The sequence below is a fragment of the Paenibacillus sp. FSL R10-2734 genome, from assembly GCF_037963865.1.
In the GTDB taxonomy this organism is placed as follows: domain Bacteria; phylum Bacillota; class Bacilli; order Paenibacillales; family Paenibacillaceae; genus Paenibacillus_AQ.
Genome location: NZ_CP150170.1, coordinates 531,800 through 555,988, shown reverse-complemented (window position 1 = coordinate 555,988; position 24,189 = coordinate 531,800). Strand labels below are relative to the sequence as shown.

Here is a 24,189-nt window from a genome sequence, read left to right as displayed (position 1 = left end):
ATAAAATGTTTTTGTTTGACACACATACGCATCTGGATGCACCTCAATTCGACGAGGATCGCGAAGAAGTTATCGCTCGTGCTGTAGAGGCAGGAGTTAGCAAGATGATTAATATCGGATTTAATCGGGAGACGATTCCCACAACGATGAAGCTGGCTGAATCTTATGATTATATTTATGCTGCAGTGGGTTGGCATCCGCAGGATGCGATTGATATGAAAGAAGGAGATCTAGATTGGATCGCTTCTCTATGCAGTCATAAAAAAGTGGTGGCTATCGGGGAAATCGGACTGGATTATTATTGGGATACTTCTCCCAAGGATGTGCAACATGAGGTTTTTCGCAAGCAAATTGGACTAGCCCGTGAACTAAATATGCCGATTTGTATTCATGACCGTGATGCCCATGAAGATGTTGTACGGATTTTACGGGAGGAAAAAGCAAATGAGGTTGGAGGTGTGATGCACTCGTTCTCAGGAAGCTGGGAAACGGCTAAAATGTGCTTGAATCTGGGTTTTCATTTATCGTTTGGAGGACCCATTACGTTCAAAAATGCAAGAGTGCCAAAAGAAGTGCTTGCGCAGACCCCACTGGACCGATTATTGATCGAAACGGATGCTCCATATTTGACTCCACACCCCTATCGCGGGAAGCGAAATGAGAGTGCTCATGTGAAGCTGGTAGCAGAGGCGGCGGCTGAAATTAAAGGGTTAACATGGGAAGAATTGGCAAAAATAACGTATGCGAACGCACTGGAACGATTTGGGATTGTCTGAAAACGGGAGTAAAACAGGCGAAAAATAGAGAATCACCGATATATTAAACTTTTTTAATATAAAAACGGCTGAATATTACAATATTTTAACCAAATTTTTGCTTAAACGTGGTTGAATCGTCCTTTACAACATGCATCAAAACAGGATATCATCTTTTCAGTGATGTGAGCTGTGTTATAGTGACAGCCATTGATCATGGATCGTCTCGCTGAGTCTCCGTATGGAGAACGGGGGAACCAATATTGACCTGCCGCATGCCTGTATCTTGAATACGGCTAAGACGTGCCACAGGACAGTATTTGATTTCTTTACGTGGTCTTTGGGGTGAATTTAAGGGCAACCGCCATGAGCGGGTGACCTGAGATAGGGCGTCTCTCTTTCGTCCGAACCCGACAGCTAACCCCGTAAGCGCAAGTAAGAGAGGCAACCTCGTGCACAAGCATTCTCTATTCTGACATTGGAGAAGCCACGAAAGAGTCCTCAGTTGAACTCTTTTTAGGCTTTTTTATTTTTGAATAAACGGAATGTTGCCTACATACTGTTATATAACAGGGGTGGGAGTAGTTGTGCCGAGCAGGCGATCCATGAGCAGGAGACGCTAAGTTATTACGTGCGTGTCCTGTGACAATCTCAAATAGTTTCGTCAAAGGAATTCAGTCCTCATGATATACAATTGACGACGGGGCTATGTAAGGAGGATGGAGAGAATGGGCGTATTCCAACCAGAGGTATCCCATGATTCGCAGTCATCCAGCAGGTCTTTCGCATTACGGTGGGAGCAAGTAAATACTCGGGTACTTTTACTTGCGGGCGTGATTTCAATTGCTATCGCGCTACTTATTCTGCTGTACGTACACGGTCAAAGTAACAAACAATTATTTTTAGTAATAGACGGGCAAACACAGACGCTTCAAACGCGTGAATCACTTCTTGGTGATGTCTTGGAGAAAGAGCAAATTCCGGTGCAGCCGCATGATGAATTATCTTTTGGTTTGAGTGATGAAATAAAAGACGGTGACCGTGTCGTTATTAATCGTGCGCAGAAAATTAGTCTTACTGCGGACGGAGCAACAAAAACGTTGTATACGACCGAGGACACAATCGGTAAAGCGATTGACAAATTGGGCTTCTCCCTAGAAGGCCATGATAAGATTTTTCCTTCGTTAGAAACCACTATTTCTGCCAACATGGAGGTTAAGATTGTTCGCATCAACAAACAGACCGTTCAGCGAACAACAAACTTACCCTTCAGAGTCATCAAGACAGCAGACCCCTCCCTTACAGTGGGAACAGTTAGAGTGGCACAGGCAGGCAAACCAGGCGTCATGATTCAGCATATTGAAAAGATCTATCAAGACGGAGAACTGGCCTCTATGCGCATGATTGGTAAGGAAGTACACACGGTAACTAAAGATAAGATTATTGCCGTTGGTACTAAAGCACTTCCTAAGCCCGCTGTAGCTAAGACTACAACAACTTCCAAATCAAACACCAAAACAGTTAATGCTAGCGCTAAGGCTAATAACGTCACAAGCAAGGCTGGCGTAGACTTCGAGTACAAAAAGATGATTAAGAATGTCTCCATGACAGCATATTCGTCAGCAGAGCCAGGTATAGGTACCAAAACTGCCTCCGGAACACGAGTAACGGAAGGTCGTACGATTGCAGTTGATCCAAATGTAATTCCTATTGGCTGGTGGGTATATATCGAGGGGCTTGGATTCCGCCGTGCAGAAGATACTGGCGGTGCCATTAAAGGCCATAAAGTAGATGTCTATTTCGATTCACTGAGCCATGTGCGTAATTTCGGTCGTAAATCACGTACCGTTTATGTGATTGGACCTGTGAAACCGGAGCTTAACTAGAGCCGAAGCTTTTTGCAAATTATCCTTTGATAAGCTATAGTGATGATAACCGTTAAGGAACGCCAGATGATCATTTCGTTGATCGCAGAGCAACCGCTCATCACTTATACATTCTTTAACCAAAAGAAGAGGAGCGAAACCTCTTCTTTTTTGCTTTTTTAAATATAAGGAAATATAAGTTTTACGTTAGGAGTCAAGAGATATGATTAAGGAATTAATTGTCGTTGAAGGCAAGAGTGATACCGTCGCTGTTAAACGTGCTGTAGAAGCAGATACGATTGAAACAGGTGGCTCGGCTGTAGACCGGACCGTAATTGCAAAGATCGCGCTTGCTATGGAGCGTAGAGGGGTGATTATCCTTACTGATCCGGATCACGCGGGCGAGCGAATTCGTAAGATTGTATCCGCGAAGGTACCGGGCTGCAAGCACGCCTTCATTCCGGAGAAGGACGCAACCCGCAAGGGGGATATTGGTGTGGAGAACGCATCTCCAGAAGCGATTCGTCATGCGCTGCGGAATGTACATACCTCCTTTGAAGGAGCACCTGCTTTGATTGGACTTGATGATCTTATGGTCGCTGGAATGCTTGTACACCCACGGGCAGCTGAAAGACGTATGGCACTTGGTAATTTACTTGGAATCGGTTATTGTAACGGCAAGCAGCTGTACAAGCGGCTGGCGATGTTTGGAATCACGCGGGAGGAATTTGCCGGAGCTCTCGCCCAAATTGATCAGGGGGGCATTACTTCATGAGTGGTAGAGAGGAAATTTCGACTCCAAAACGGACAAAAGAAATTATTCAACGTTATGGATTCAAGTTCAAGAAGAGCTTAGGGCAGAATTTTTTGATTGATCAAAATATATTGGACAAGATTGTAGACGCTGCTGGGCTAGATAGCGACTCAGGGGCATTGGAGATCGGTCCTGGGATCGGAGCCTTGACAGAGCGATTGGCGCTAACAGCTGGTGCGGTAACCGCTGTGGAGATCGACCGTAGGTTGATTCCTATTTTAAGGGACGTACTTTCCCCTTATCCGCATGTTAAGGTTCGTAATGATGATGTCCTGAATGTAAATCTGCAGGAGCTGTTCAAGGAAGATTTTGCATCCGTGAACAAGGTAAGCGTGGTTGCCAATCTGCCGTATTATGTGACTACTCCGATCTTGATGAAGCTGCTCGAAGAGAAGCTTCCGCTTGATAACATCGTTGTAATGATTCAGAAAGAGGTTGCGGAGCGTATGGCTGCTTCTCCGGGAGGTAAGGAATATGGGAGCCTTAGCATTGCCGTGCAGTACTACAGCGAGCCTGAGCTCGTCTGTATTGTGCCGCGTACGGTGTTCATCCCTCAACCTAATGTTGAGTCGGCTGTAATCCGTCTGAAGGTAAGAGAGCATCCACCGGTAGAGGTTGAGAGTGAGAAGCATTTCTTTGAGGTCGTCCAAGCTTCCTTCACACAGCGCCGCAAGACGATTGCAAACAATCTCAAGGCCCGTTATTTCCCTGAAGAGGGACGTGAACGTCTGGAGGCTTTACTCGCTGAAGCCGGTATTGAGCCGACTCGCCGTGGAGAAACGTTAAGTCTAGAAGAATACGCCCGATTGAGTGGTGTTCTGCTGGCCGCTGGAATCGTTTAAGCTAAAAACATGGCTACTTATGAACCAACTGAGGCCTTTGCCCATACGATGGGGTAGAGGTGGTGGTTGTAATGAATTTAGGAGACTTGGTCGTTCGTAAATCTTATGGCGGTGATTTGACTTTTCGTGTAGATCATATTGTGCAGGACAGAGCCGTCATTAAAGGCACAGATTTCCGTCTGTTGGCGGATTCTCCTCTGAATGACTTGGTTCAAGTGCCTCCTACCCGAATAACGGAACGAGGACAGCAAGCACAGATTAAAGCGAATGAATCACTGACACAGCTGCGGAAAGACCGACAGGAGCAAAGTCAGCGGAGCGGGAGCGCTCTATCAGAAGGAGCATGGGCTCCATCGCCCAAGGAAGCTGCGTATTTTGAAGTACCAGGGAAAGTTCTGCATCTGGATGGCGATCCAGCGTATTTGAATAAGAGCCTTAGCTTATACGAGCAATTGCGGATCCCTGCTGAAGGTCATCATGTTCATGAGTCCGCAATGGCTGATACTTTATACCGGCTGCTGCCCCGCGTGCGTCCAGACATTGTGGTGATTACCGGTCATGACGGGGTGCTGAAGCAACAGCATACTTACGATCTTCACAGTCTGAGCAGCTATAAAAATTCGCAAAACTTCGTAGCTGCTATTAGGGTAGCTAGGGAGTATGAGCGAAATTTTGATGCGTTGACGATTGTTGCAGGTGCTTGTCAGTCACATTTTGAAGCGCTGCTGGGGGCAGGGGCGAATTTTGCCAGTTCTCCTGGACGGATATTGATCCATGCTTTAGACCCAGTATATGTAGCGGCAAAATCGTCGTTCACGCCCATTAGGGATACGGTGAATCTGAGTGATGTTTTGAACAACACCATTAGTGGTAACCAGGGGATCGGTGGTATTGAGACCCGTGGGAGCTTTCGTATTGGGATGCCGCGTCTGCAGAACTTGTCAGCACTAAAAGTGACACCTTCCGCGATTTAATCGACAGGGATCGGTCTATTTTTTAAGGGGAATACGTAATTTGGAGTAGCTGAATAGAATAACGTGAAGAGAGGGTGAGCGATGAGCTTAACCCTTTTTTTTAATATAAAAAAGTATAAGTTTCACGCTATACATTATCCTTATATTTTTCGCATAAACGCTAAACGTCCTTATAGGGACGCCAAAAACGTTTATGCTTGCGTGAAATGGTAGCTTTTTTTAAAGAACGACAATGTTATTTCTTCTTGCTTTGTGGCGATCATATTACAGATAACAAGGATATTAGTTCGACTCTGATTCCTCGTAAAAAAATTCCGTTGACAACCAAATATTCATCATCTATAATTATTTATTTGGTTTGACAAACGCCTGGTTAAGTTGTATAATGGACAAGAAAAGAGGTGGTCGTCAGGTAATGGCTAATAACGCGCTGTTGGAAATCAAACGCAGTCTCGAAGCTCACGTCGGTCATAAGATCACGTTGCGTGCAAACGGAGGTCGTCGTAAAACCGTTGAACGCACCGGTGTCCTGGAAGAAACGTACCCTTCTGTATTTATTGTCAAACTGGATCAGGAGCAGCAAACCTTCAAGCGAGTCTCCTATAGCTATGCTGATATTCTTACTGAATCTGTGGAAATCACAGTTTGTGAAGACGATGGGCAGATGCGAATTATGTATATTAAAGCTTAATGTTTCACGGGCAGCTTCCTTATGGAGGCTGTTTTTTAAATTATAAGAAAGTATAAGTTTCACGATACACTTTATCCTTATAATTCTCGCATAAACGCCTACCGTCCTTAAATGGACGCCGAAGGCGCTTTAGCTTGTTTGCGGGTAAATATTCGGTGAATGATCCTTGTTCTTAGCAAGCATACTAATTGAGCAATGGGTTCATCATTTATTTTCATAAGGGAGGAATTCCGTAATGAGCCGCAGAAAACGAGGCGTGATGTCGGAAGAACTAAAGACAGAGTTAGCCAAGGAGCTTGGTTTTTACGAAACTGTGGAGCGTGAAGGCTGGGGAGGAATAAGGGCAAAGGATGCCGGCAACATGGTAAAAAGAGCGATTCAGCTCGCTGAACAGGCTGCGCGGAAATCTTAAGCTTTAGGGTGTGAACATTTATTTAACGAAAAAGGGTGCGTCTAACTGGCGACACCCTTTTATTATTGGACTTCATTAGAAGTTTTTCATATAATATGTTAAGTTGTTTTTACGGGAAAAGCTGAAGGTGGGTGAACGCCTTGAAAATGTATGAGAAGGCACCGGCAAAAATTAATTTGATGCTGGATGTGCTGCACAAGCGTGCTGACGGTTTTCATGAGGTGGAAATGATTATGACCATGGTGGATTTAGCAGACCGTTTAGAGCTGTCTGAGCTGCCAAGGGATACTATTATAATATCAAGTCAAGCGGGTTATATTCCTCTAGATGAGAAGAACCTGGCCTTTCAGGCGGCTAGGCTTATTAAAGAGCGTTATAACGTGAAGAGTGGAGTACATATCCATCTGGACAAAAGAATACCGGTTGCTGCTGGTCTGGCTGGCGGTAGCAGCGATGCAGCGGCTACGTTGCGTGGCCTTAACAAACTGTGGCGCCTAGGCATCCCCGCGCAGGAGCTACAAGAGCTTGGCGCTGAGCTTGGCTCAGATGTGCCCTTTTGCGTTACAGGAGGCACGGCCTTGGCAACAGGACGTGGCGAAAAGCTGACGCCGATTAAGAACCCTCCGCAATGCTGGGTAGTGTTGGCCAAGCCACCTATCAATGTATCGACTGCGGAAGTGTACGGTCGCGTTCGGAGCAATAATATAGCTGTTCATCCATCAGCTCGGAAGATGCAGGAAGTAATCGAAGCAGGTGATTTTGGGGGCGTGTGCAACCATCTGGGCAATGTGCTTGAGGATGTTACCCTGAAGCTGTATCCAGAGGTCCAGCAGCTCAAAGAGGCGATGGTTAAGCTCGGAGCAGACGGAGTGTTAATGTCCGGCAGCGGTCCTACAGTGTTCGGTTTAGTGTCCAAGCAGTCTAAAGTAGCGAGAATTTATAATGGACTGCGAGGGTTCTGCAAGGAAGTCTACGCAGTGAGATCACTCAATTAGCATGCTTCTCTTGTATAAACCCGTACAAAAGTGATATATTTTTCTAAAATATTCGGTTTTGGCGAGGAGCATTCCGTGAAGAAATTAAAAAGAAGCCAACGTTTGGTAGACATGACTCAGTTTTTACTTGAGCGGCCACATGACCTACTGCCGCTGTCTATATTTGCCGATCGGTATGGAGCGGCTAAGTCCTCCATCAGTGAAGATTTGGCTATCATAAAAGAAGTATTTGAAGGCGAGGGCATTGGAGAGCTTCAGACCTTAGCCGGTGCAGCAGGTGGAGTACGTTATATTCCTGTGATGCCTAAAGAAATGGCGCTCTCTTTTGTTAAGCGTTTATGTGTGCAACTGGAACAGACAGATCGGATATTGCCTGGCGGTTATTTGTATATGTCGGATCTGCTTGGACTGCCATCTTTGATGGAGCAGGCGGGGAAGATCATCGCAACGGCCTTTTATGGATCGGAAATCGATGTGGTGATGACAGTAGAAACTAAAGGGATTCCGCTAGCCTACGCAACAGCAGCACAGCTCGGTTTGCCAGTAGTGCTGGTACGACGTGACCATCAGGTTACAGAAGGCTCAGCAGTAAGTATTAATTATGTATCTGGGTCACATAAGAGTATACACACCATGTCTCTTTCCAGACGCGCACTTAAGGAGAAGTCGCGGGTACTCATCGTAGATGACTTCATGAAGGCGGGTGGAACAGTTCGGGGTATGGTTGATTTACTCGGTGAATTTAATGCCGAGGTCGCTGGAGTCGGTGTATTAGTCGAATCAGGGGCAGTGGAGACAGAAGAGCGTCTATTGCATGACTATGTGTCCTTAGTGAAGCTGACCGAGGTGGATTCAAAAGAGCGGCGGATTTCAGCGCATCCGGGTAACTACTTTTCCTCTTGATTCGTTGGCGTTTCTACCTTTCAAAAAAGCGTGGAAATTGTCGAAAACGTAAGGGATATTAAGAAAATCACCCGATGCATGTCGAAAACAACAGATCCTAAAAAATATATTTCTTTTTTAGGTATTTTATGGAATCGAAAAGAAGGAATTCGCTTTGCTGTGTGGAATTATACACCAAGTCTCTGATGGAAAAAGGTGGTGAACACACACATGCAAATTACGGATGTCAGACTCCGCCGCGTTAACTCTGAGGGGAGAATGAAAGCAATCGCATCCATTACAATCGATAACGAGTTTGTTGTTCATGACATTCGCGTCATCGATGGTAATAACGGGATGTTTGTTGCAATGCCCAGCAAGCGTACACCGGATGGCGAATTCCGCGATATCGCTCACCCGATCTCTTCGGGAACACGCGAGAAGATTCAATCCGCGGTTCTAGCCGAGTACGATCGCGCCGCTACTGAAGAAGAAGAAGAAGAAGTTATTGAAGAGGGAGCTTAGGTCACCTCGGAAGACAGCTACCTTTTGGGTGGCGTAGGATCCGCCGTTTTTGATAAGATCATGCTGATGATCTTGCAAGAAAAGCTAGCGCTAGTGAAGGATTTGACGACATCTTCGAAAGGCAGCGATAAATGCTTTTCTAACTTGGGGTTTATAGAAAAGGGAACCATGACTTCATGGTTCTCTTTTCTTTTTGCCCGGAATGAGATATATTCAGTAGTGAGTTCAAGAGTAGGAGGTTGGCATTCTTGAAAAGAATGGCTGTAGTTCTTGCCGCAGGTCAAGGCAAGCGAATGAAATCAAAATTATATAAGGTGCTGCACCCCGTTTGCGGTAAGCCAATGGTAGGGCACGTGCTTGATACAGTAAAAGCGACCGGATGCCAGCGCACCGTTGTTGTTGTTGGGCATGGCGCAGAGAAGGTTAAGGCCTATGTAGGGCAAGGTGCGGAATACGTGCTGCAGGAAACTCAGCTCGGAACTGGTCACGCTGTCAAACAGGCTAAGGATTTGCTCGGTAGCGAAGAGGGAACGACGGTTGTTGCTTATGGTGACACTCCGCTTATTACATCGGAGACGCTGATAGGATTAATGGCTCTGCATGAGGAACGTCAGGCAGCAGCGACTGTATTAACCGCAGTAATGGATGATCCATCCGGGTTAGGACGGATTATTCGCAGTGAAGATGGCGGCTTAATGAAGATTGTAGAACAGAAGGATTGTACTGCCGAACAGGCTGCTATTCATGAAATTAACACAGGAATTTATTGCTTTGATAACATCAAATTATTTTCAGCTTTAGAGAAGGTTACTAACAGCAATAATCAACAAGAATATTATTTGACAGATGTTATCAGTATTCTGCGTGAGCAAGGTGATCTTGTTCTAGCATTCCAGACGGAGGATGCTGACGAGTCTATTGGCGTTAATGACCGTCTAGCTTTGTCTGAAGCGGAAGGTATTATGCGTCAACGGATCAACCGTAAGCATATGCTGGGTGGCGTGACCATAATCGATCCTGCCTCCACTTATATTGGAGCAGATGTAGTCATTGGATCAGATACAACAATCTATCCAGGAACCATCCTGAAGGGGAAAACTGTAATCGGTGAGAACTGTGTGATCGGACCTGCAAGCGAAATCGAAGATTGTCAGATCATGGACGATGCAACGATTAAGCAGTCCGTATTGAATCATGCACAAGTTGGCGCGCGGACTACCGTTGGGCCTTTTGCCTATTTGCGTCCAGGTTCTATACTTGGAGAAGAAGTGAAGGTTGGAGATTTCGTAGAGATCAAGAATGCTACGATTGGTGACGGTTCTAAGGTGTCACATCTTAGCTATATTGGCGACGCATCTGTTGGTAAGAATGTAAACGTCGGTTGCGGTGCGATTACTGTTAACTACGACGGGTATAATAAATTTACGACAACAATCGAAGACGATGCCTTTATTGGCAGTAACGTTAACCTTATCGCACCGGTTTCTGTGGGCAAAGGGGCTTTTGTTGTAGCTGGTTCGACAATTACACGTTCCGTTTCAGAGAACGATCTGGCTGTTGCCAGAGTAAGACAGGAGAACAAACCGGGATATGCAGAGAAGATCCGATCCCGTGCAAAAGCGAAGAAAGACCACTCGAGTCCATCGTAAAGCGTTGCTAAGAAGCGCCGGACGGACTTGCATTTCCGCGCCGGCGCCTTTGGAAAGTTAAATTCCGTCACGGAGGGTTTAAATTTTATGACTTATTGTGATTCCAAATTAAAGATTTTCACCTGTAACTCCAACCCTAAGCTAGCTAGTCAAATTGCTGATTACATCGGAATTCCGATGGGTGAATCGCACACTACAAGCTTTAGCGATGGAGAAATTCAGGTCAAGCTGTCAGAAAGCGTTCGGGGTTGTCATGTTTATATTGTTCAATCCACCTGCGGACCAGTTAATGACAACCTAATGGAGCTTTTGGTTATGGTAGATGCACTCAAACGCGCCTCCGCAAAAAGCATCAATGTGGTTATCCCTTACTATGGTTACGCTCGTCAAGATCGAAAAGCTCGTTCCCGTGACCCTATTACGGCCAAGCTGGTAGCGAATTTGATTGAAAAAGCCGGTGCTCACCGTGTGATTACGATGGACCTCCATGCTATGCAGATTCAGGGATTCTTTGATATTCCGGTGGATCACTTGCTGGGAGTACCCATCCTGGCTCAATATTTCCGTTCCAAACAAATCGAGAACCCAGTTGTCGTATCGCCAGACCATGGCGGTGTAGTACGTGCAAGAAAGCTTGCTGATTTCCTGAACGCTCCCCTTGCGATTATAGACAAGCGTCGCCCAGAGCCGAATGTCAGTGAGGTTATGAACATTATCGGTAATATCGAAGGCAAAACAGCTATTCTGATTGATGACATTATCGATACTGCTGGAACCATCGTACTTGGTGCTAATGCTTTGATGGAAGGCGGCGTGAAGGAAGTATACGCTTGCTGTACACACCCAGTATTGTCCGGTCCTGCACATGAACGTCTGGAGAATTCTCCAATTAAAGAGATTATCGTGACGGATACGATTCCAATTCGCAGCGAAAACCCAACTTCTAAGCTCAAAGTGTTGTCCGTGGCTCCACTTATGGGTGAGGCAATTATCCGCGTTCATGAAGAGTTGTCGATTAGTAAATTGTTTGAGATTGAATAAATATAAATCAATAATAGCAAGCAAAAACGCCTTCGGCGTCCCAAAAGGACGGAAAGCGTTTTTGCGAGAAATATAAGGATAATGTATAGCGTGAAACTTATACATTCTTATATTTTACAAAGGGTTACACCTCCGTTGTCGGAGATGTAACCCTTATCGGCGTGATGCAGGTGGAAGCGCTGGCTTCAATACCCGGCGCGGGAGACAAAGGTGAATATGCTGCGGTTATAGAGTGTCCCTTGCAGCTCCACAAATTCTTCATCCACCGCTGTCAATACACCGATGTCAATGTGCACGTCACCTCTGTATATTTCCACAGGGACAGCATATTGAATGTGGTACTGGAAATCGCGCTGATGTGTTAAGATTCCACCTTGATGTAGCATAGGTTATCACCTGTCTTCGGGGTATAATTTCGCTCTGGTTGCACAGAGATATGTAGATAAGATCTATTGTACCAAAAACGGACTTCTCTTGCCGGAGAGCCCGAAAGGAAAGGAAAGATTCGATAATGAAATGGATTGTCGGATTGGGAAATCCGGGAACACAATATGCTAAAACAAGGCATAATGTTGGCTTTATGGCATTAGATGAGTTTGCGGCCCAGAACGGAATTTCTTTCAACCAAAGCAAATGTAAATCAGTGATTGGTGAAGGCGTTATTGGGGGAGTCAAAGTCGTATTGATTAAACCGATGACCTTTATGAATTTGTCCGGTGAGGCCGTTCGCGCTTATATGGATTATTATAAAGTTAAACTTGAAGATATGATCGTCGTCTACGATGATCTGGATACCGAGGTTGGAAAAATCCGGTTGCGTTATCAAGGGAGTGCTGGTGGACATAACGGAATTAAATCCATCATTCAGCATGTAGGTACACAAAGCTTTAATCGGGTACGAATGGGTATTTCTCGTCCTGAGCCGGGTTTTGCAATAGTGGATTATGTTCTCTCATCTTTTCCTAAAAAGGAAGGGGATCCTCTGAAGCAAATGATCCTTAATACTTGTGATGCACTGGAGTTCAGCTTGCAGAATTCGTTCGAACAGACGATGGCTAAGTTTAACGGTTGATATGTATAAGTTTTCGGGGCTCCCCGCAAAGTACCTGAATCAGCATCGAAGCAAAATCCCCACTTTGTGGGGTTATTTTGAGGCTAAAGATGATGCTCCCCGGACATACTGAAGGTATATAGTACCTTCAGGAGGCATATAGATGGCAATAAACTATGTTTGCAGGCACTGCAAGACATCTCTAGGCAGCATTAATAGAAGTGATGTTACAGAAATGCAGTTGGGCCTTCATTCCTTGACCCCTGCGGAACGCAGAGATATAATAGCGTATAATTCAGAAGGTGAGATCACGGTAAAGGTGACTTGCGACTATTGCAAGGAGGCTTTAGAGCACAATCCGGAGCTTAGCCTGCTGACAAGTCCGCTTCAGTAGGTGGAAGCGCCTGTCTCTATCGTCATCCGCAAGCCTTGGCGTTATAGCTGAGGCTTCTTTTCGATTCCAATCATAATAGGTGACGGTAGCTTTGGCTTCCGTTAGCCTGTTTAGTTAGAGAGGTGCGCCTGTTGTTACAAGGTATTATAGAAGCTTTTTCCAAGGATCCTGATTTCCAGTCTATCACCCAGGGTGTTGCTGCAGGTATGAAAGAGCAGCTCATATCGGGGCTTACAGGTTCTGCTAGACAGATTATGCTTGCAGCACTGCATGAAGAGACGGCTCGTCCCTTGCTTGTGGTGACTCATAATATGTTTTCGGCTCAGAAAATGGCCGATGATTTACAGGAAGCGCTTTCGCCAGAACGAGTTCTACTCTATCCTGCTAATGAACTTGTGGCTGCGGAAGCGGCTGTCTCTAGCCCAGAGACATCAGCTCAGCGTATTGATGTGCTGACCAAATGTGCTCAGGGCTTCCGTGGTATTGTTGTAGTTCCCTACTCGGGAGTGCGCAGATTGCTCCCTGCTCCAGAGGTTATGGCAGAGGCGCAGGTTACGGTTTCTCAGGATGGAACGATTGTCCTGGATGAATTCTTGATGTCCATGATCGAAATGGGTTATGAAAGAGTAGAACGGGTTGAGAATCGTGGTGAACTGAGCGTACGAGGTGGAATTATTGATTTTTATCCAATGACTTCTCCCTTGGCTTATCGGGTTGAGTTATTTGATGATGAGGTTGATTCCATCAGAACGTTTGATCCAGTGGACCAGCGCTCTATTGATAAAGTACGTAGTGTGAAGATTACACCGGCTAAAGAGATCATAGCGAGTAAATTCCGCCAGGAATCTGCTTCTGCTGAAGCATCAGTTATGCTGGAGCGACAGCTCGAGAAGATGGCGGATCGACAAGCTAAGCTGCGACTAAAGGAAGAAATAGGCCGTGAGCTAGAAATGCTGCGTGAGGGAACCTATTTCCCTGAAATCTATAAATATATTAGTCTTTTATACCCTGAACGCTCTCATTTATTTGATTACATGGCCCAGGATACGATCCTTATTTTCGATGAGCCGACCAGACTGCTTGAAACGGCGAAACAGCTCGAGCGAGATGAGTCGGAATGGAACCTACATTTGATGCAAAATGGCAAAACATTGCCGGATCTGGATCTCTCTGTCGAGACGGATGTTGTTATGTACAAACGTCCGTTCCAAAGCCTGTTTATGTCGATCTTTTTGCGCCAGGTCCCACACATTCAACCACAAAACATACTTGGATTTATTAGTCGTGGGATGCAGGATTTCCATGGCCAGATGAATGTGCTCAAATCGGAAATGGAGCGTTGGCACAAATCCGGTGTAAAGGTAATGATGCTTGCGAGCAGTGAGGAACGGATTGAACGCGTGCGCAGAGTCCTCTATGATTACGGCATTGATGAGCCAACGATCGTACAAGGAAATCTGGGTTCAGGCTTTGAGCTGCCCTCTATTCATTTAGCTGTTATCACTGAAGGAGAAATGTTCTCTCAGAAACAGCGGAAGGCACGGAAGATCTCTAAAGGAATAGATAATGCTGAACGGATCAAGAGTTATACTGAGCTGAAAATTGGCGATTATGTCGTTCACCAGAACCATGGTATCGGTAAGTATATGGGGATCGGCACGCTGGAGGTCAGCGGTATTCATCGCGACTACATGCATATTTTATATGCGGGTGGTGATAAGCTCTCGGTTCCGATCGAGCAAATTGACTTGATTCAGAAATATGTCGGTTCCGAAGATAAAGAGCCGAAAGTATATAAGCTAGGTGGTAATGAATGGACACGGGTGACCAATAAGGTTCGCTCTTCTGTGCAGGATATTGCTGATGATCTAATAAAACTGTATGCCGAACGCCAAAGTGCTGCTGGATATGGTTTTGAAAAGGATACGCAGGAACAGCGTGAATTCGAAGAGATGTTCCCTTACGAGGAGACTCGGGATCAGCTTCGGGCTATTGAAGAAATTAAGAAGGATATGGAACAGAACCGTCCAATGGATCGACTCCTCTGTGGAGACGTTGGTTATGGCAAGACTGAGGTAGCTATAAGAGCAGCCTTTAAATCAGCCATTGAAGGTAAACAGGTAGCTGTGCTGGTACCCACAACGATTTTGGCTCAGCAGCATTATGAGACCTTCCGGGAACGTTTCGCTAATTATCCGCTTAATATTCAAGTCCTAAGTCGTTTCCGCAGCCGTAAGGAGCAGAATGAGACGATTAAAGGCGTTCGAGCGGGAACTGTTGATGTGGTCATTGGTACTCACCGTCTGTTGTCTCAGGACCTTGTATTCAAGGACCTTGGATTGTTGATTGTAGATGAAGAACAACGGTTTGGTGTGACTCATAAAGAGAAGCTGAAAAAGTTAAAAACGAATGTAGATGTTCTCACCCTGACAGCAACCCCAATTCCTCGTACATTGCATATGTCAATGCTGGGAGTGCGGGATCTGTCTGTCATTGAGACGCCTCCAGAGAACCGTTTCCCCGTGCAGACTTATGTTGTTGAGCATAGTCAGACGCTTACGCGGGAAGCTGTAGAGCGCGAATTGGCTCGCGGCGGTCAAGTCTACTATCTCTATAATCGTGTGCAGGGCATTCAAGAAATGGCCGCTCAAATTTCCATGCTTGTTCCTGAGGCTAGGGTAGGCATCGGACATGGTCAAATGTCGGAAACTGAGCTGGAGAAAACGATTCTTGATTTTCTTGATGGCGAGTACGACGTGCTTGTCAGCACAAGTATTATTGAGACAGGTGTAGATATTCCTAACGTAAATACGCTTATTGTGCATGATGCGGATAAGATGGGCTTGTCTCAGCTTTATCAATTACGTGGACGTGTAGGCCGGTCCAACCGGATTGCGTACGCCTATTTCACGTATCAGCGGGACAAGGTTCTGACTGAAGTGGCAGAGAAGCGGCTACAGTCTATTAAGGAATTTACGGAACTGGGTTCTGGTTTCAAAATAGCGATGCGAGATTTATCTATTCGTGGTGCAGGCAACTTACTTGGCGCAGAACAGCATGGTTTTATTGCGTCCGTGGGATTTGATTTATACTCACAAATGCTGGCGGAGGAAATCCGCAAGCGCAAGGTTACTGTGCTTGGAGAGGAAGATACCTCGCTCAAAGAGGGCAATACCGTTATCGATTTGTCGATTGACGCGTATCTGCCATCCGAATATATTTACGACAGTATTCAGAAAATTGAAATCTACAAAAAAGTTGCGGCAGTAACTTCCTTCGATGATGCTTCTGAGCTTGAGGATGAGCTCTTGGATCGGTTTGGAGAATTGCCTGAAGCAGTTGTTAATCTACTATCTGTGGCTCGTCTAAAAGTGTATGGAAAAATGTATGGCATTGATTCCATGATCAGACGCGGTGACGATGTTACCCTGAATTTCTATGAGGGAAGTCTTGGCGCTCTGGACACAGCGAAACTCGCTAAAGTTGGAAATAGCTTCGAAAGACGTGTACAATTTGATAGGGATGCTAAAGCCAGTATCCGAGTTAAATCGAAAGATTTAAGTGATAAACAGCTGCTTGACTTGCTTGAACAGTTCCTTAAGGAAGCTAAAAAGTCTTTAAAATCGAAGGGAGAACTACACAATGTCGTTAAATAAATCAAAATCATGGAAAGTGCTGCTCGTTTCATTAGCAGCAGCGGTTTCCTTTTCTATGCTAGCAGCATGCGGTAATGCCGATGATAGCAGTAAGGCAGTAGCGACTTATAAAGGTGGAACAATTACAGAGAAGGAATTCTCAACGGATCAAAAAATTATGAAATTGCTCTCTCCACAGCAAGCGCAATATTTAGAGATCGAGGCTTTCAAGGAGTCTATTTTGAAGCAGGAAGTGGGCTTTGAATACTTGGCTTCTAAAGCAACAGATGAAGCGAAGAAGCAGGCGAAGAAAGAGGCAGATAGCCAAATCGCTGACTTAAAGAAAGCTCTGGGCGACAATTATAAGAAAACGTTAAAAGATGCTGACGTTACTGAGGGCGATATCCATAGTTATATGGAGCGTGTACTGACGGTTTATCAGGATATGCTGCTTAAAGTGACAGACGATCAGGTTGTCAAAGAATTCGAAGCTACAAAAGGTGACTTTACGGTAGCCACTTTACGCCATGTGTTAATCGGTTTGACAGATGCTAACAACAAAGAGCGCACTAGCGAAGAAGCACTGAAAATCACGAAGGAAGTTAAGGCGAAGCTGGACGGGGGAGCTGATTTTGCAGCAATCGCTAAGGAATACTCTGATGATACAAGCTCTAAGGAAACAGGCGGAGAATATAAAGATAAAGCTGTAGGCACTTATGTAGATGAGTTTAAGAAGGCTGCTCAAACGCTGCCCCTAAACACCATTAGTGATCCTGTAGAGACTTCTTACGGTTACCACATTATCAAGGTGGAGTCCCGCACAGACAAAACCTTTGACCAGTTAACGGATGAACAAAAAGAAGGCATTAAAAGCTCCATTGTATCCAAGAATCTAGAAGCGTTCATGGAGAAAGATCTGGAGGGCATTATTGAGAGCATCAATCTGCCGAAAAGCTCATCTGCCGCAGATGAATCCGGAACAAAAAATAGCGGAACAGAAGCCACTACAGCACCAAGCGCATCCCCAAGCGCTACAAAAGCTGCTGAATAAACATCGGTAAAATTGGACAAGCTTACCTTAGAAAAAGCCATCCTCACTTAATGTGAAGATGGCTTTTTATTGTGAAGAATCATCTGTAAAACGGGCTTTATCTTGATACAGATATTAATACATGTCAGCTTATGTATAAGGATCTGGGAAGAGATGAATACTATGGTCAGATATTACGATAAATCACTGGGATTATCCTTTCCCATAATGGACAGTAGTAAGACCATACTTCTTAAGAAAGCGGGGCACATGTGAAATGAAAGCTACTGGAATTGTTCGGCGTATTGATGATCTCGGACGAGTGGTTATTCCCAAAGAAATTAGACGTACTCTACGGATTAGAGAAGGCGACCCATTGGAAATATTCGTCGATCGGGACGGTGAAGTCATACTCAAGAAATATTCCCCGATTGGCGAGCTGGGTGACTTTGCAAAAGAGTACGCGGAGTCATTGTTCGAAGGTACTGGGCATATTACGATGATTGCTGATCGTGATACCTTTATCGCACTTGCTGGGGGCTCCAAGAAAGACTATTTGGAGAAACAAGTCGGAATGCTCTTGGAGAAGGTTATGGATAGTCGTAAGACTGTACTGGAAACCAATGAAGGCAGTTATGAAATCGCTAAAGATCATCCGGATTTGGTGTCCTCATATGTAGCCTCACCGATCATTTCCGGTGGAGATCCTATTGGTTGTGTAGTGATGATAAGCAAGGATGATTCGGTGAAAATGTCGTCAATGGAAGTGAAAATGTCGGAAACGGCTGCCGCATTCCTTGGCAAGCAAATGGAGCAGTAATCGTAATATAGACCCCGCTTTCCTTTTGGTAAGATATACAAAGGGCAAACGGGGTTTTGTCGTTCATACAAAACCGTTTCTACTTGTGGGCATACATACGTTATAATATAGAAATTCATCCCATCATAGTTGTAGAAGCAGGTATTTTATGAAATCTAACACACAAACATCGCGGTTGCTGCAAGGGGCTTTTATTCTAAGTGCAGCAGCGATTATCTCAAAGCTTATAGGCACACTCCAAAAAATCCCGTTGCAAAATTTAGGCGGAGATGCGGTATTTGGTATATACAACACAGTGTATCCCTTATACACGATGTTGTTAACGGTAGCTATGCTGGGTCTGCCAGCGGCCATATCCAAGTTTGTCGCTGAAGCATCTGCAGGAAGGCGGGATGACGAGGGTCGGCGGATTCTGCTGTTATCTGCGGTAATAACGGGCATTAGTGGTTTGGTTATCGGAGCAATCACCTATGCAGGTGCACCGATTATCGCTGGGTGGGTGGGCAACTCGCATGTGATACCCGCCTTGCGAACAAGTGCTTGGGGATTAGCGGTTATTCCAATTATGTCAGCTTTGCGCGGTTACTTTCAGGGTCTTCATAATATGGTGCCGACGGCTGTGTCACAAATTGTAGAGCAGTCCGTACGCGTTACAGTGATGATTGCACTGCTGTTATATCTGACCTCACAGGGGGCAGGCGCTGAGAGCATCGCTGCTGGCGCATTGCTCGGCTCAGCTGGGGGAGGGGCTGCAGGGCTTGTGATTATGCTGCTGTATTTGCGGCGTCATCGGCGGCTGTTAAGGCAGGACGCTACTTCAGATATTGTTGCTTCTGTCGGAAGTCAGGGTTTAAAGCCGCCTAATGCGGAAAATCTGGGGCGTTTTAATCCTCGTATTATAGGTGTTAAAGCAAGTGTATTGCTGGCTTATGGAATTCCTGTGATGCTTGGCGCGCTGGCAATGCCTCTTATCGGTCTTGTAGATGTATTCACTGTACCTCGCTTGCTATCCTCTGTAGGAAGTGAAGTGGAGGCGATGACACAGTTTGGTATATACAATCGTGGTTTGCCGCTAGTGCAGATTGTAACGATGATTGCCACTTCTTTGTCTGTCGTGTTCATTCCAGCCTTGGCAGAGGCGAAGTACAAGGGAGACACTAAGCTGATTGAGACCCGTTGCAGCTTGTCGCTGCGTTGGTTCTGGCTGTTAGGTCTTGCGGCCTCAGCAGGCCTAGCAGTACTTGCTGAGCCGATTAATATGGCTCTTTACGGCGACATCGCTGGCAGCAGCACTATGACTTGGCTGGCCTTAACCGCTGTTGGCGGTACAGTCAGCATCATCTCGGCTGCGCTCCTGCAGGGCCTCGGCTACGTGCGTGCCCCGGCCCTGCACCTTTTGGCCGCCGCGCTGCTCAAGGCGGCCCTGAACCTGCTGCTAGTTCCGCAGCAGGGCATTACCGGCGCGGCCATCGCTGGCGTGGCCGCGCATTCGTTCGCAGCAGCGCTCAACGTGCTGCTGCTGTACCGCCGGGGCCATCTGCGGCTTCGCCTCGCAGATGCCCTGGCACGGCCCGCGCTGCTCACAGCGGGCCTGGCTCTTGCCGCCGCAGCCGCCAGCTGGGGCGTGGGCGCTGCGGCTACGGCCGCTGGCATCGGCGGCGGGCGCACCGCCAGCTTGGCGCAGAGCCTGCTCGGGGTGCTCGCAGGCTGCTTGGTCTTCGCCGTGGGGGCTATAGCCCTGCGGCTCCTTAGCGAGAGCGAGCTTCGCCAGCTTCCGGGCTTCGGCCCGTCCCTGGCGGACAAGCTCAAGAAGCTACGCTTGTTCCCTTAAGATATCCCCACAAAGTGGGGCTTTGCTTGAAATATAAGAAAGTATAAGTTTCACGATATACTTTATCCTTATATTTTTACGAGAAACAGTTATCGTCTTTAAAAGACGACAACGTCGTTTCTTCTTAGAAGTGTACTCAGGTACTTTGCGGGGGTTCCAAATATATACTTTCTGGTACGTTAACAAAAACGAGCTGCCTACAGCATAGGCAGCCGCTTAAGAGGAGGAATAGACATGAGTGCAACATTAACAGTCGTCGGTCTCGGGTCAGGTAACCCTGATCGACTGACGCTAGGGATTGTAAAAAAGCTGAAAGCAGCATCCGTTGTCTACGTGCGTACGAAAGAGCATCCAGTCATGGCTGCCCTCTCCGAGCTTGAAATAGCTTCACAGTCCTTTGATGGATTGTATGAATCTTTATCCTCGTTTCCTGAGGTCTATGCAGCGATTACTTCAAAATTAATTGAAGAGGCTCGATCAGCAGCAGACGGTACAGATATTGTCTATGCGGTTCCCGGTCATCCTATGGTTGCGGAATCAGCGGTTTCGCAGCTGCGCGAGCGTTGCCCTGAGGAAGGCATTGAACTGCAAATATTGGGCGGAGAGAGCTTTCTCGATGAGGCGTTTGTTCGGCTAGGTTTTGATCCCATCGAAGGATTTCAGTTATTAGATGCTTCTGGTATTCGCAGCGCTCAGCTTCAGCCTGAACTGCATACCCTGATTGGCCAGGTGTACGATAGCTTTACCGCCTCGGAGACGAAATTATGTCTGATGGAGCTCTACCCGCCAGAGTATGAAGTAGTTGTGGGTCATGCACTAGGCGTGGAGAACGAAGAAAGTATTGTTAAAGTACCGCTATATGAACTGGATCGTCTCAACGGTTATGGAAATCTGTCACTGGTCTATGTGCCCGCGAATCGCGACGAGAAGCTAAGAAACCGCACCTTTGCCCGTTTACATGAAATTGTCGATATTTTGCGTAGTCCGGAAGGTTGTCCATGGGATCGGGAGCAGACACATGAATCCTTGCGCAAAAATCTAATCGAAGAAACCTACGAAGTCCTTGAAACGATTGATGAAGATGACCCGGACCATATGAAAGAGGAGCTGGGCGACCTTTTGCTGCAGATTATGCTTCACTCTCAAATGGAGGAGGAGCTTGGCACATTTAGTGTTTTTGACGTTATAGAAGGGCTGAATGATAAGCTTATCTTCCGTCACCCCCACGTATTTGGGGATACCAATGCGAATGATGCTGAAGAGGCTCTGAAGAACTGGGAGGGCATGAAGGCAGAGGAGAAGCGGCGTAAAGGCGTGAAGCCAGAGGAATTATCCGTACTCAGTGGTGTTCCACGTGATTTGCCTGCCCTTATGAAGGCGTACAAGCTTCAGAAAAAAGCATCGAAGGTGGGCTTTGACTGGGATAACGCCAAGGACTGCATAGCCAAGATTCGTGAAGAGATCGATGAGCTTCAGGAGGCGATTGATACAAATGCAGCGTCAGACGATCAAATTTTAGAACTTGGAGATTTGTTGTTCGCGGTTACGAATGTCGCCCGTTTTATCGGTGCAGATCCAGAAGAGGCATTAACCCGGACCAACCGCAAATTCGTGCGCCGGTTTCAATATATTGAGCAAAGCCTGCAGCGTAAAGGAAAGAGCGTAGAGGATAGTAGTTTGGAAGAGATGGAAGAACTGTGGCAAGAAGCTAAGGCTGAGGAGCGAAAAGGCTAGCAATTCATAGCCCCCTAGCGGTATATGGACTTCAAAATGGGGCAATGCTGTGAATGTAGTATTCATCTCTGATTTAGATTGTGGCGAATAGTTTAATAGTGCTATAGAATAGATTTAGCGACGATTTCTGAGAAATAACTGTTTCTTTTTAAAAAAAACGGCGAATCGTGGCAGGATTTTAAGCTGACATCAAGAATATCATAAAGACGAAATGGCGATTTGCCCCATATTCTGGTGGTGATTCTCGTTTCATTTATTTTTTCGTATCCTAGGAGGAACTTTAAATTATGAACAAGACAGATTTGGTAAACAACATTTCCGAGAAAAACGGATTGGCAAAAAAAGATGTAGAAGCAGTATTGAACGGGTTCTTGGGTGAGATTACAGAAGCTTTGGCAAAAGGTGATAAAGTCCAACTGATCGGTTTCGGAACTTTTGAAACTCGCAAACGTGCAGGACGCACTGGTCGCAACCCGCAAACGGGCACAACGATTGAAATTCCAGAATCGACTGTACCGGCTTTCAAAGCTGGTAACAAGCTTAAAGAAGCCGTTAACTAATGCGTCTTGACAAATTCCTGAAAGTGTCTCGTTTAATTAAGCGCCGTACAGTGGCCAAGGATGTGTCCGAACAAGGTCGGGTGCTAATTAACGGGCGGGAATCTAAGCCAAGTAGTGCAGTTAAGATCGGTGACGAGATTACTGTACAATTTGGACAAAAGCTTGTAACGGTCCAAGTAGAAAAGCTGGTCGAAACGACTCGCAAGGACGAGGCCGCTGGTATGTATACTCTACTTCGGGAAGAGCCTGTTGCCAAAAGCAGCGGACTGGACTGGTAAGAGTATTATAGCAAGCAAAAATATTTTAATAGAAGAAGGCATAACTTTACATTATGTAGAGTTGTGCCTTCTTTTTTCTTTTTTGTCTCTCTTATTTTTTAGAGGGACGGGATGTTCTATATCTTCTACTTCTGCCATAGATTAGAGGTAAGAAGGAGGGGTACATGCTATGATCGAGCCAGGAAAGGTAAATAAACAGCACGATCTGCACATGCGCAGTCGTAAGCAATTAGAGTTGACGGGCGTGCAAAATGTGGAGAGCTTCGACAGCGAGGAATTTTTGCTTCGTACAGAACTCGGCCATCTCACCATTCGCGGGAATCATTTACATATCAAAAATTTAAGTCTGGAGAACGGAATGTTGTCCTTAGAGGGCAATGTACATTCCCTGATTTATCTCGATCCCGGATCGCAGGGCAAAAACAAAGGTCTACTCGGTAAGCTATTTAAATGAATCCTGCAGTTCAGTGGGTGACGCTGTTCTACATGATCATGGCCGGGGTGACGATGGGACTGGCCTATGACAGCTACCGGGTGCTGTCGCTGAAGTTCAATTTTCCCAAATGGCTGAATGCTATGCTAGATCTACTATATTGGCTTGGGGCTGCTTTGCTTGTATTTCGTATGCTGTATGCCGGAAATCAAGGGCAACTACGATTTTATGTCTTTCTAGGTTTATTTCTAGGTGTATGGATCTATTTTTTAATCTTCAGTGTTACGGTGCGGCGTTTTGTGTTAATGTTAATTCAAGCGGTTCAGTATATGTGCAGGTTGCTATGGAGACTTGTGGAGATCTTAATAGGTACACCTCTTCGCTGGCTTTGGCGTCTTTTTATAGGATTGCTAAAACTGCTAGGTCGTATTCTATGGTTCATCCTTAAGCTTCTGCTGCGTCTGACGAAGCCAATTTGGGTATTACCTGTAAGATGGATCTCTCCACGGTTATCGCGGGTGACACATAGCGCCTGGATTGTGAAGATCACTGAATGGATCACCAAATGGCGGAAACGCTGACCTTGAATTAGGGGGTACGCTGCATGAACAGATTTACTGCGGAAGAGAAAAGTAATCATAGCAAAAATTCGGCCGCAGGCGCGAAGAGAAGAAGATTTATGTGGATTGTCTTTGTGGCAGTGTTTTTCGGCTGGGCGGGTTATACTTACTTCGATCAAAGCGCTGTTATTGCGGACAAGGGTGAGCAACTCGCTAAGAAGCAGGAGAATAGTAAGGATGTTATGGCATCTTTGAATCAATTAAAATATGAATTATCCAGACTTAATGATGACGAGTATATCGGCCAATTAGCACGTAAATGGTACAATATCTATCCTCAAGGGGAAACTCCTATTCGAACAGAGCAATCAGAGCAATAATAGAGGCTAAAAGAGGCTTTTACTCTGTTGCCTTGCTT

At 45.9% G+C, this 24,189-nt stretch carries 25 protein-coding genes and 1 riboswitch; of the genes, 24 read left to right on the top strand and 1 reads right to left on the bottom strand.

All coding sequences use genetic code 11. From position 1 onward, the window contains the following. The first annotated feature begins 5 nt into the window (after positions 1 to 5). The 12 genes from NSS67_RS02575 to NSS67_RS02520 all read left to right on the top strand — a co-directional run bounded on the left by NSS67_RS02575 (position 6) and on the right by NSS67_RS02520 (position 11,445). Positions 6 to 776, top strand: coding sequence for a TatD family hydrolase (locus NSS67_RS02575; protein WP_339318174.1), 771 nt, complete (start codon positions 6 to 8; stop codon positions 774 to 776). Between the two features lie 196 nt (positions 777 to 972). Continuing rightward, positions 973 to 1,202, top strand: a riboswitch (cyclic di-AMP (ydaO/yuaA leader). Positions 1,203 to 1,483: 281 nt separating this feature from the next. After that, positions 1,484 to 2,641, top strand: a complete 1,158-nt coding sequence (locus tag NSS67_RS02570) for a ubiquitin-like domain-containing protein (protein ID WP_339318173.1) — start codon at positions 1,484 to 1,486, stop codon at positions 2,639 to 2,641. Between the two features lie 202 nt (positions 2,642 to 2,843). Then, positions 2,844 to 3,395, top strand: coding sequence for a ribonuclease M5 (gene rnmV / locus NSS67_RS02565; RefSeq protein WP_339318172.1), 552 nt, complete (start codon positions 2,844 to 2,846; stop codon positions 3,393 to 3,395). Beyond that, on the top strand, positions 3,392 to 4,276 hold the full coding sequence (gene rsmA, locus NSS67_RS02560; protein WP_339318171.1) for a 16S rRNA (adenine(1518)-N(6)/adenine(1519)-N(6))-dimethyltransferase RsmA: 885 nt from the start codon (positions 3,392 to 3,394) through the stop codon (positions 4,274 to 4,276). The genes rnmV and rsmA overlap by 4 nt, the downstream gene beginning before the upstream one ends. Positions 4,277 to 4,347: 71 nt before the next feature. Further along, a complete protein-coding gene (yabG, locus tag NSS67_RS02555) occupies positions 4,348 to 5,250 on the top strand; it encodes a sporulation peptidase YabG (RefSeq protein WP_339318170.1) in 903 nt (300 codons plus the stop codon). A 415-nt stretch (positions 5,251 to 5,665) separates the two neighbouring features. Further along, on the top strand, positions 5,666 to 5,941 hold the full coding sequence (locus NSS67_RS02550; RefSeq protein ID WP_019914493.1) for a Veg family protein: 276 nt from the start codon (positions 5,666 to 5,668) through the stop codon (positions 5,939 to 5,941). A 235-nt stretch (positions 5,942 to 6,176) separates the two neighbouring features. After that, positions 6,177 to 6,353 carry a small, acid-soluble spore protein, alpha/beta type gene (locus tag NSS67_RS02545; protein ID WP_339318169.1) on the top strand — a complete coding sequence of 59 codons (177 nt, stop codon included), beginning with the start codon at positions 6,177 to 6,179 and terminating at the stop codon, positions 6,351 to 6,353. 140 nt (positions 6,354 to 6,493) lie between these two features. After that, positions 6,494 to 7,348 carry a 4-(cytidine 5'-diphospho)-2-C-methyl-D-erythritol kinase gene (ispE, locus tag NSS67_RS02540; RefSeq protein WP_339318168.1) on the top strand — a complete coding sequence of 285 codons (855 nt, stop codon included), beginning with the start codon at positions 6,494 to 6,496 and terminating at the stop codon, positions 7,346 to 7,348. A gap of 75 nt (positions 7,349 to 7,423) precedes the next feature. Continuing rightward, positions 7,424 to 8,251, top strand: coding sequence for a pur operon repressor (gene purR / locus NSS67_RS02535; protein ID WP_339318167.1), 828 nt, complete (start codon positions 7,424 to 7,426; stop codon positions 8,249 to 8,251). Positions 8,252 to 8,461: 210 nt separating this feature from the next. After that, a complete protein-coding gene (gene spoVG / locus NSS67_RS02530) occupies positions 8,462 to 8,755 on the top strand; it encodes a septation regulator SpoVG (protein ID WP_036651612.1) in 294 nt (97 codons plus the stop codon). Between the two features lie 248 nt (positions 8,756 to 9,003). Then, positions 9,004 to 10,404, top strand: coding sequence for a bifunctional UDP-N-acetylglucosamine diphosphorylase/glucosamine-1-phosphate N-acetyltransferase GlmU (glmU, locus tag NSS67_RS02525; protein WP_339318166.1), 1,401 nt, complete (start codon positions 9,004 to 9,006; stop codon positions 10,402 to 10,404). An 87-nt stretch (positions 10,405 to 10,491) separates the two neighbouring features. Further along, positions 10,492 to 11,445 carry a ribose-phosphate diphosphokinase gene (locus tag NSS67_RS02520; protein ID WP_339318165.1) on the top strand — a complete coding sequence of 318 codons (954 nt, stop codon included), beginning with the start codon at positions 10,492 to 10,494 and terminating at the stop codon, positions 11,443 to 11,445. A gap of 185 nt (positions 11,446 to 11,630) precedes the next feature. Here NSS67_RS02520 and NSS67_RS02515 read toward each other — a convergent pair whose 3' ends face one another. Then, positions 11,631 to 11,831: a hypothetical protein gene (locus NSS67_RS02515; protein ID WP_339318164.1), complete on the bottom strand. Its 201-nt coding sequence runs from the start codon at positions 11,829 to 11,831 to the stop codon at positions 11,631 to 11,633. Between the two features lie 125 nt (positions 11,832 to 11,956). On the opposite strand from NSS67_RS02515, the gene pth reads away from it, so the two are divergent. The 12 genes from pth to NSS67_RS02455 all read left to right on the top strand — a co-directional run bounded on the left by pth (position 11,957) and on the right by NSS67_RS02455 (position 24,151). Further along, positions 11,957 to 12,517, top strand: coding sequence for an aminoacyl-tRNA hydrolase (gene pth / locus NSS67_RS02510; protein WP_339318163.1), 561 nt, complete (start codon positions 11,957 to 11,959; stop codon positions 12,515 to 12,517). 142 nt (positions 12,518 to 12,659) lie between these two features. Beyond that, positions 12,660 to 12,890 carry an anti-sigma-F factor Fin family protein gene (locus tag NSS67_RS02505; RefSeq protein WP_042123127.1) on the top strand — a complete coding sequence of 77 codons (231 nt, stop codon included), beginning with the start codon at positions 12,660 to 12,662 and terminating at the stop codon, positions 12,888 to 12,890. 131 nt (positions 12,891 to 13,021) lie between these two features. After that, positions 13,022 to 16,546 carry a transcription-repair coupling factor gene (mfd, locus tag NSS67_RS02500; RefSeq protein WP_339318162.1) on the top strand — a complete coding sequence of 1,175 codons (3,525 nt, stop codon included), beginning with the start codon at positions 13,022 to 13,024 and terminating at the stop codon, positions 16,544 to 16,546. Further along, positions 16,533 to 17,576, top strand: a complete 1,044-nt coding sequence (locus tag NSS67_RS02495) for a peptidylprolyl isomerase (protein ID WP_339318161.1) — start codon at positions 16,533 to 16,535, stop codon at positions 17,574 to 17,576. Before mfd ends, NSS67_RS02495 begins: the two co-directional genes overlap by 14 nt. A 256-nt stretch (positions 17,577 to 17,832) precedes the next feature. Then, on the top strand, positions 17,833 to 18,375 hold the full coding sequence (gene spoVT / locus NSS67_RS02490; protein WP_339318160.1) for a stage V sporulation protein T: 543 nt from the start codon (positions 17,833 to 17,835) through the stop codon (positions 18,373 to 18,375). A gap of 148 nt (positions 18,376 to 18,523) precedes the next feature. Continuing rightward, positions 18,524 to 20,206, top strand: a complete 1,683-nt coding sequence (locus NSS67_RS02485; protein WP_339318159.1) for a polysaccharide biosynthesis protein — start codon at positions 18,524 to 18,526, stop codon at positions 20,204 to 20,206. A 234-nt stretch (positions 20,207 to 20,440) separates the two neighbouring features. Further along, positions 20,441 to 21,940, top strand: coding sequence for a nucleoside triphosphate pyrophosphohydrolase (mazG, locus tag NSS67_RS02480; RefSeq protein ID WP_339318158.1), 1,500 nt, complete (start codon positions 20,441 to 20,443; stop codon positions 21,938 to 21,940). Positions 21,941 to 22,227: 287 nt separating this feature from the next. Beyond that, on the top strand, positions 22,228 to 22,500 hold the full coding sequence (locus NSS67_RS02475) for an HU family DNA-binding protein (RefSeq protein WP_036678778.1): 273 nt from the start codon (positions 22,228 to 22,230) through the stop codon (positions 22,498 to 22,500). Further along, positions 22,500 to 22,778, top strand: a complete 279-nt coding sequence (locus NSS67_RS02470; RefSeq protein WP_339318157.1) for an RNA-binding S4 domain-containing protein — start codon at positions 22,500 to 22,502, stop codon at positions 22,776 to 22,778. Before NSS67_RS02475 ends, NSS67_RS02470 begins: the two co-directional genes overlap by 1 nt. Positions 22,779 to 22,947: 169 nt before the next feature. After that, positions 22,948 to 23,232, top strand: a complete 285-nt coding sequence (yabP, locus tag NSS67_RS02465) for a sporulation protein YabP (protein WP_042123140.1) — start codon at positions 22,948 to 22,950, stop codon at positions 23,230 to 23,232. Then, positions 23,229 to 23,792, top strand: coding sequence for a spore cortex biosynthesis protein YabQ (yabQ, locus tag NSS67_RS02460; protein ID WP_339318156.1), 564 nt, complete (start codon positions 23,229 to 23,231; stop codon positions 23,790 to 23,792). Before yabP ends, yabQ begins: the two co-directional genes overlap by 4 nt. A gap of 23 nt (positions 23,793 to 23,815) precedes the next feature. After that, complete coding sequence (locus NSS67_RS02455; RefSeq protein WP_339318155.1) at positions 23,816 to 24,151, top strand: septum formation initiator family protein; 336 nt, start codon at positions 23,816 to 23,818, stop codon at positions 24,149 to 24,151. Positions 24,152 to 24,189 lie beyond the last annotated feature (38 nt).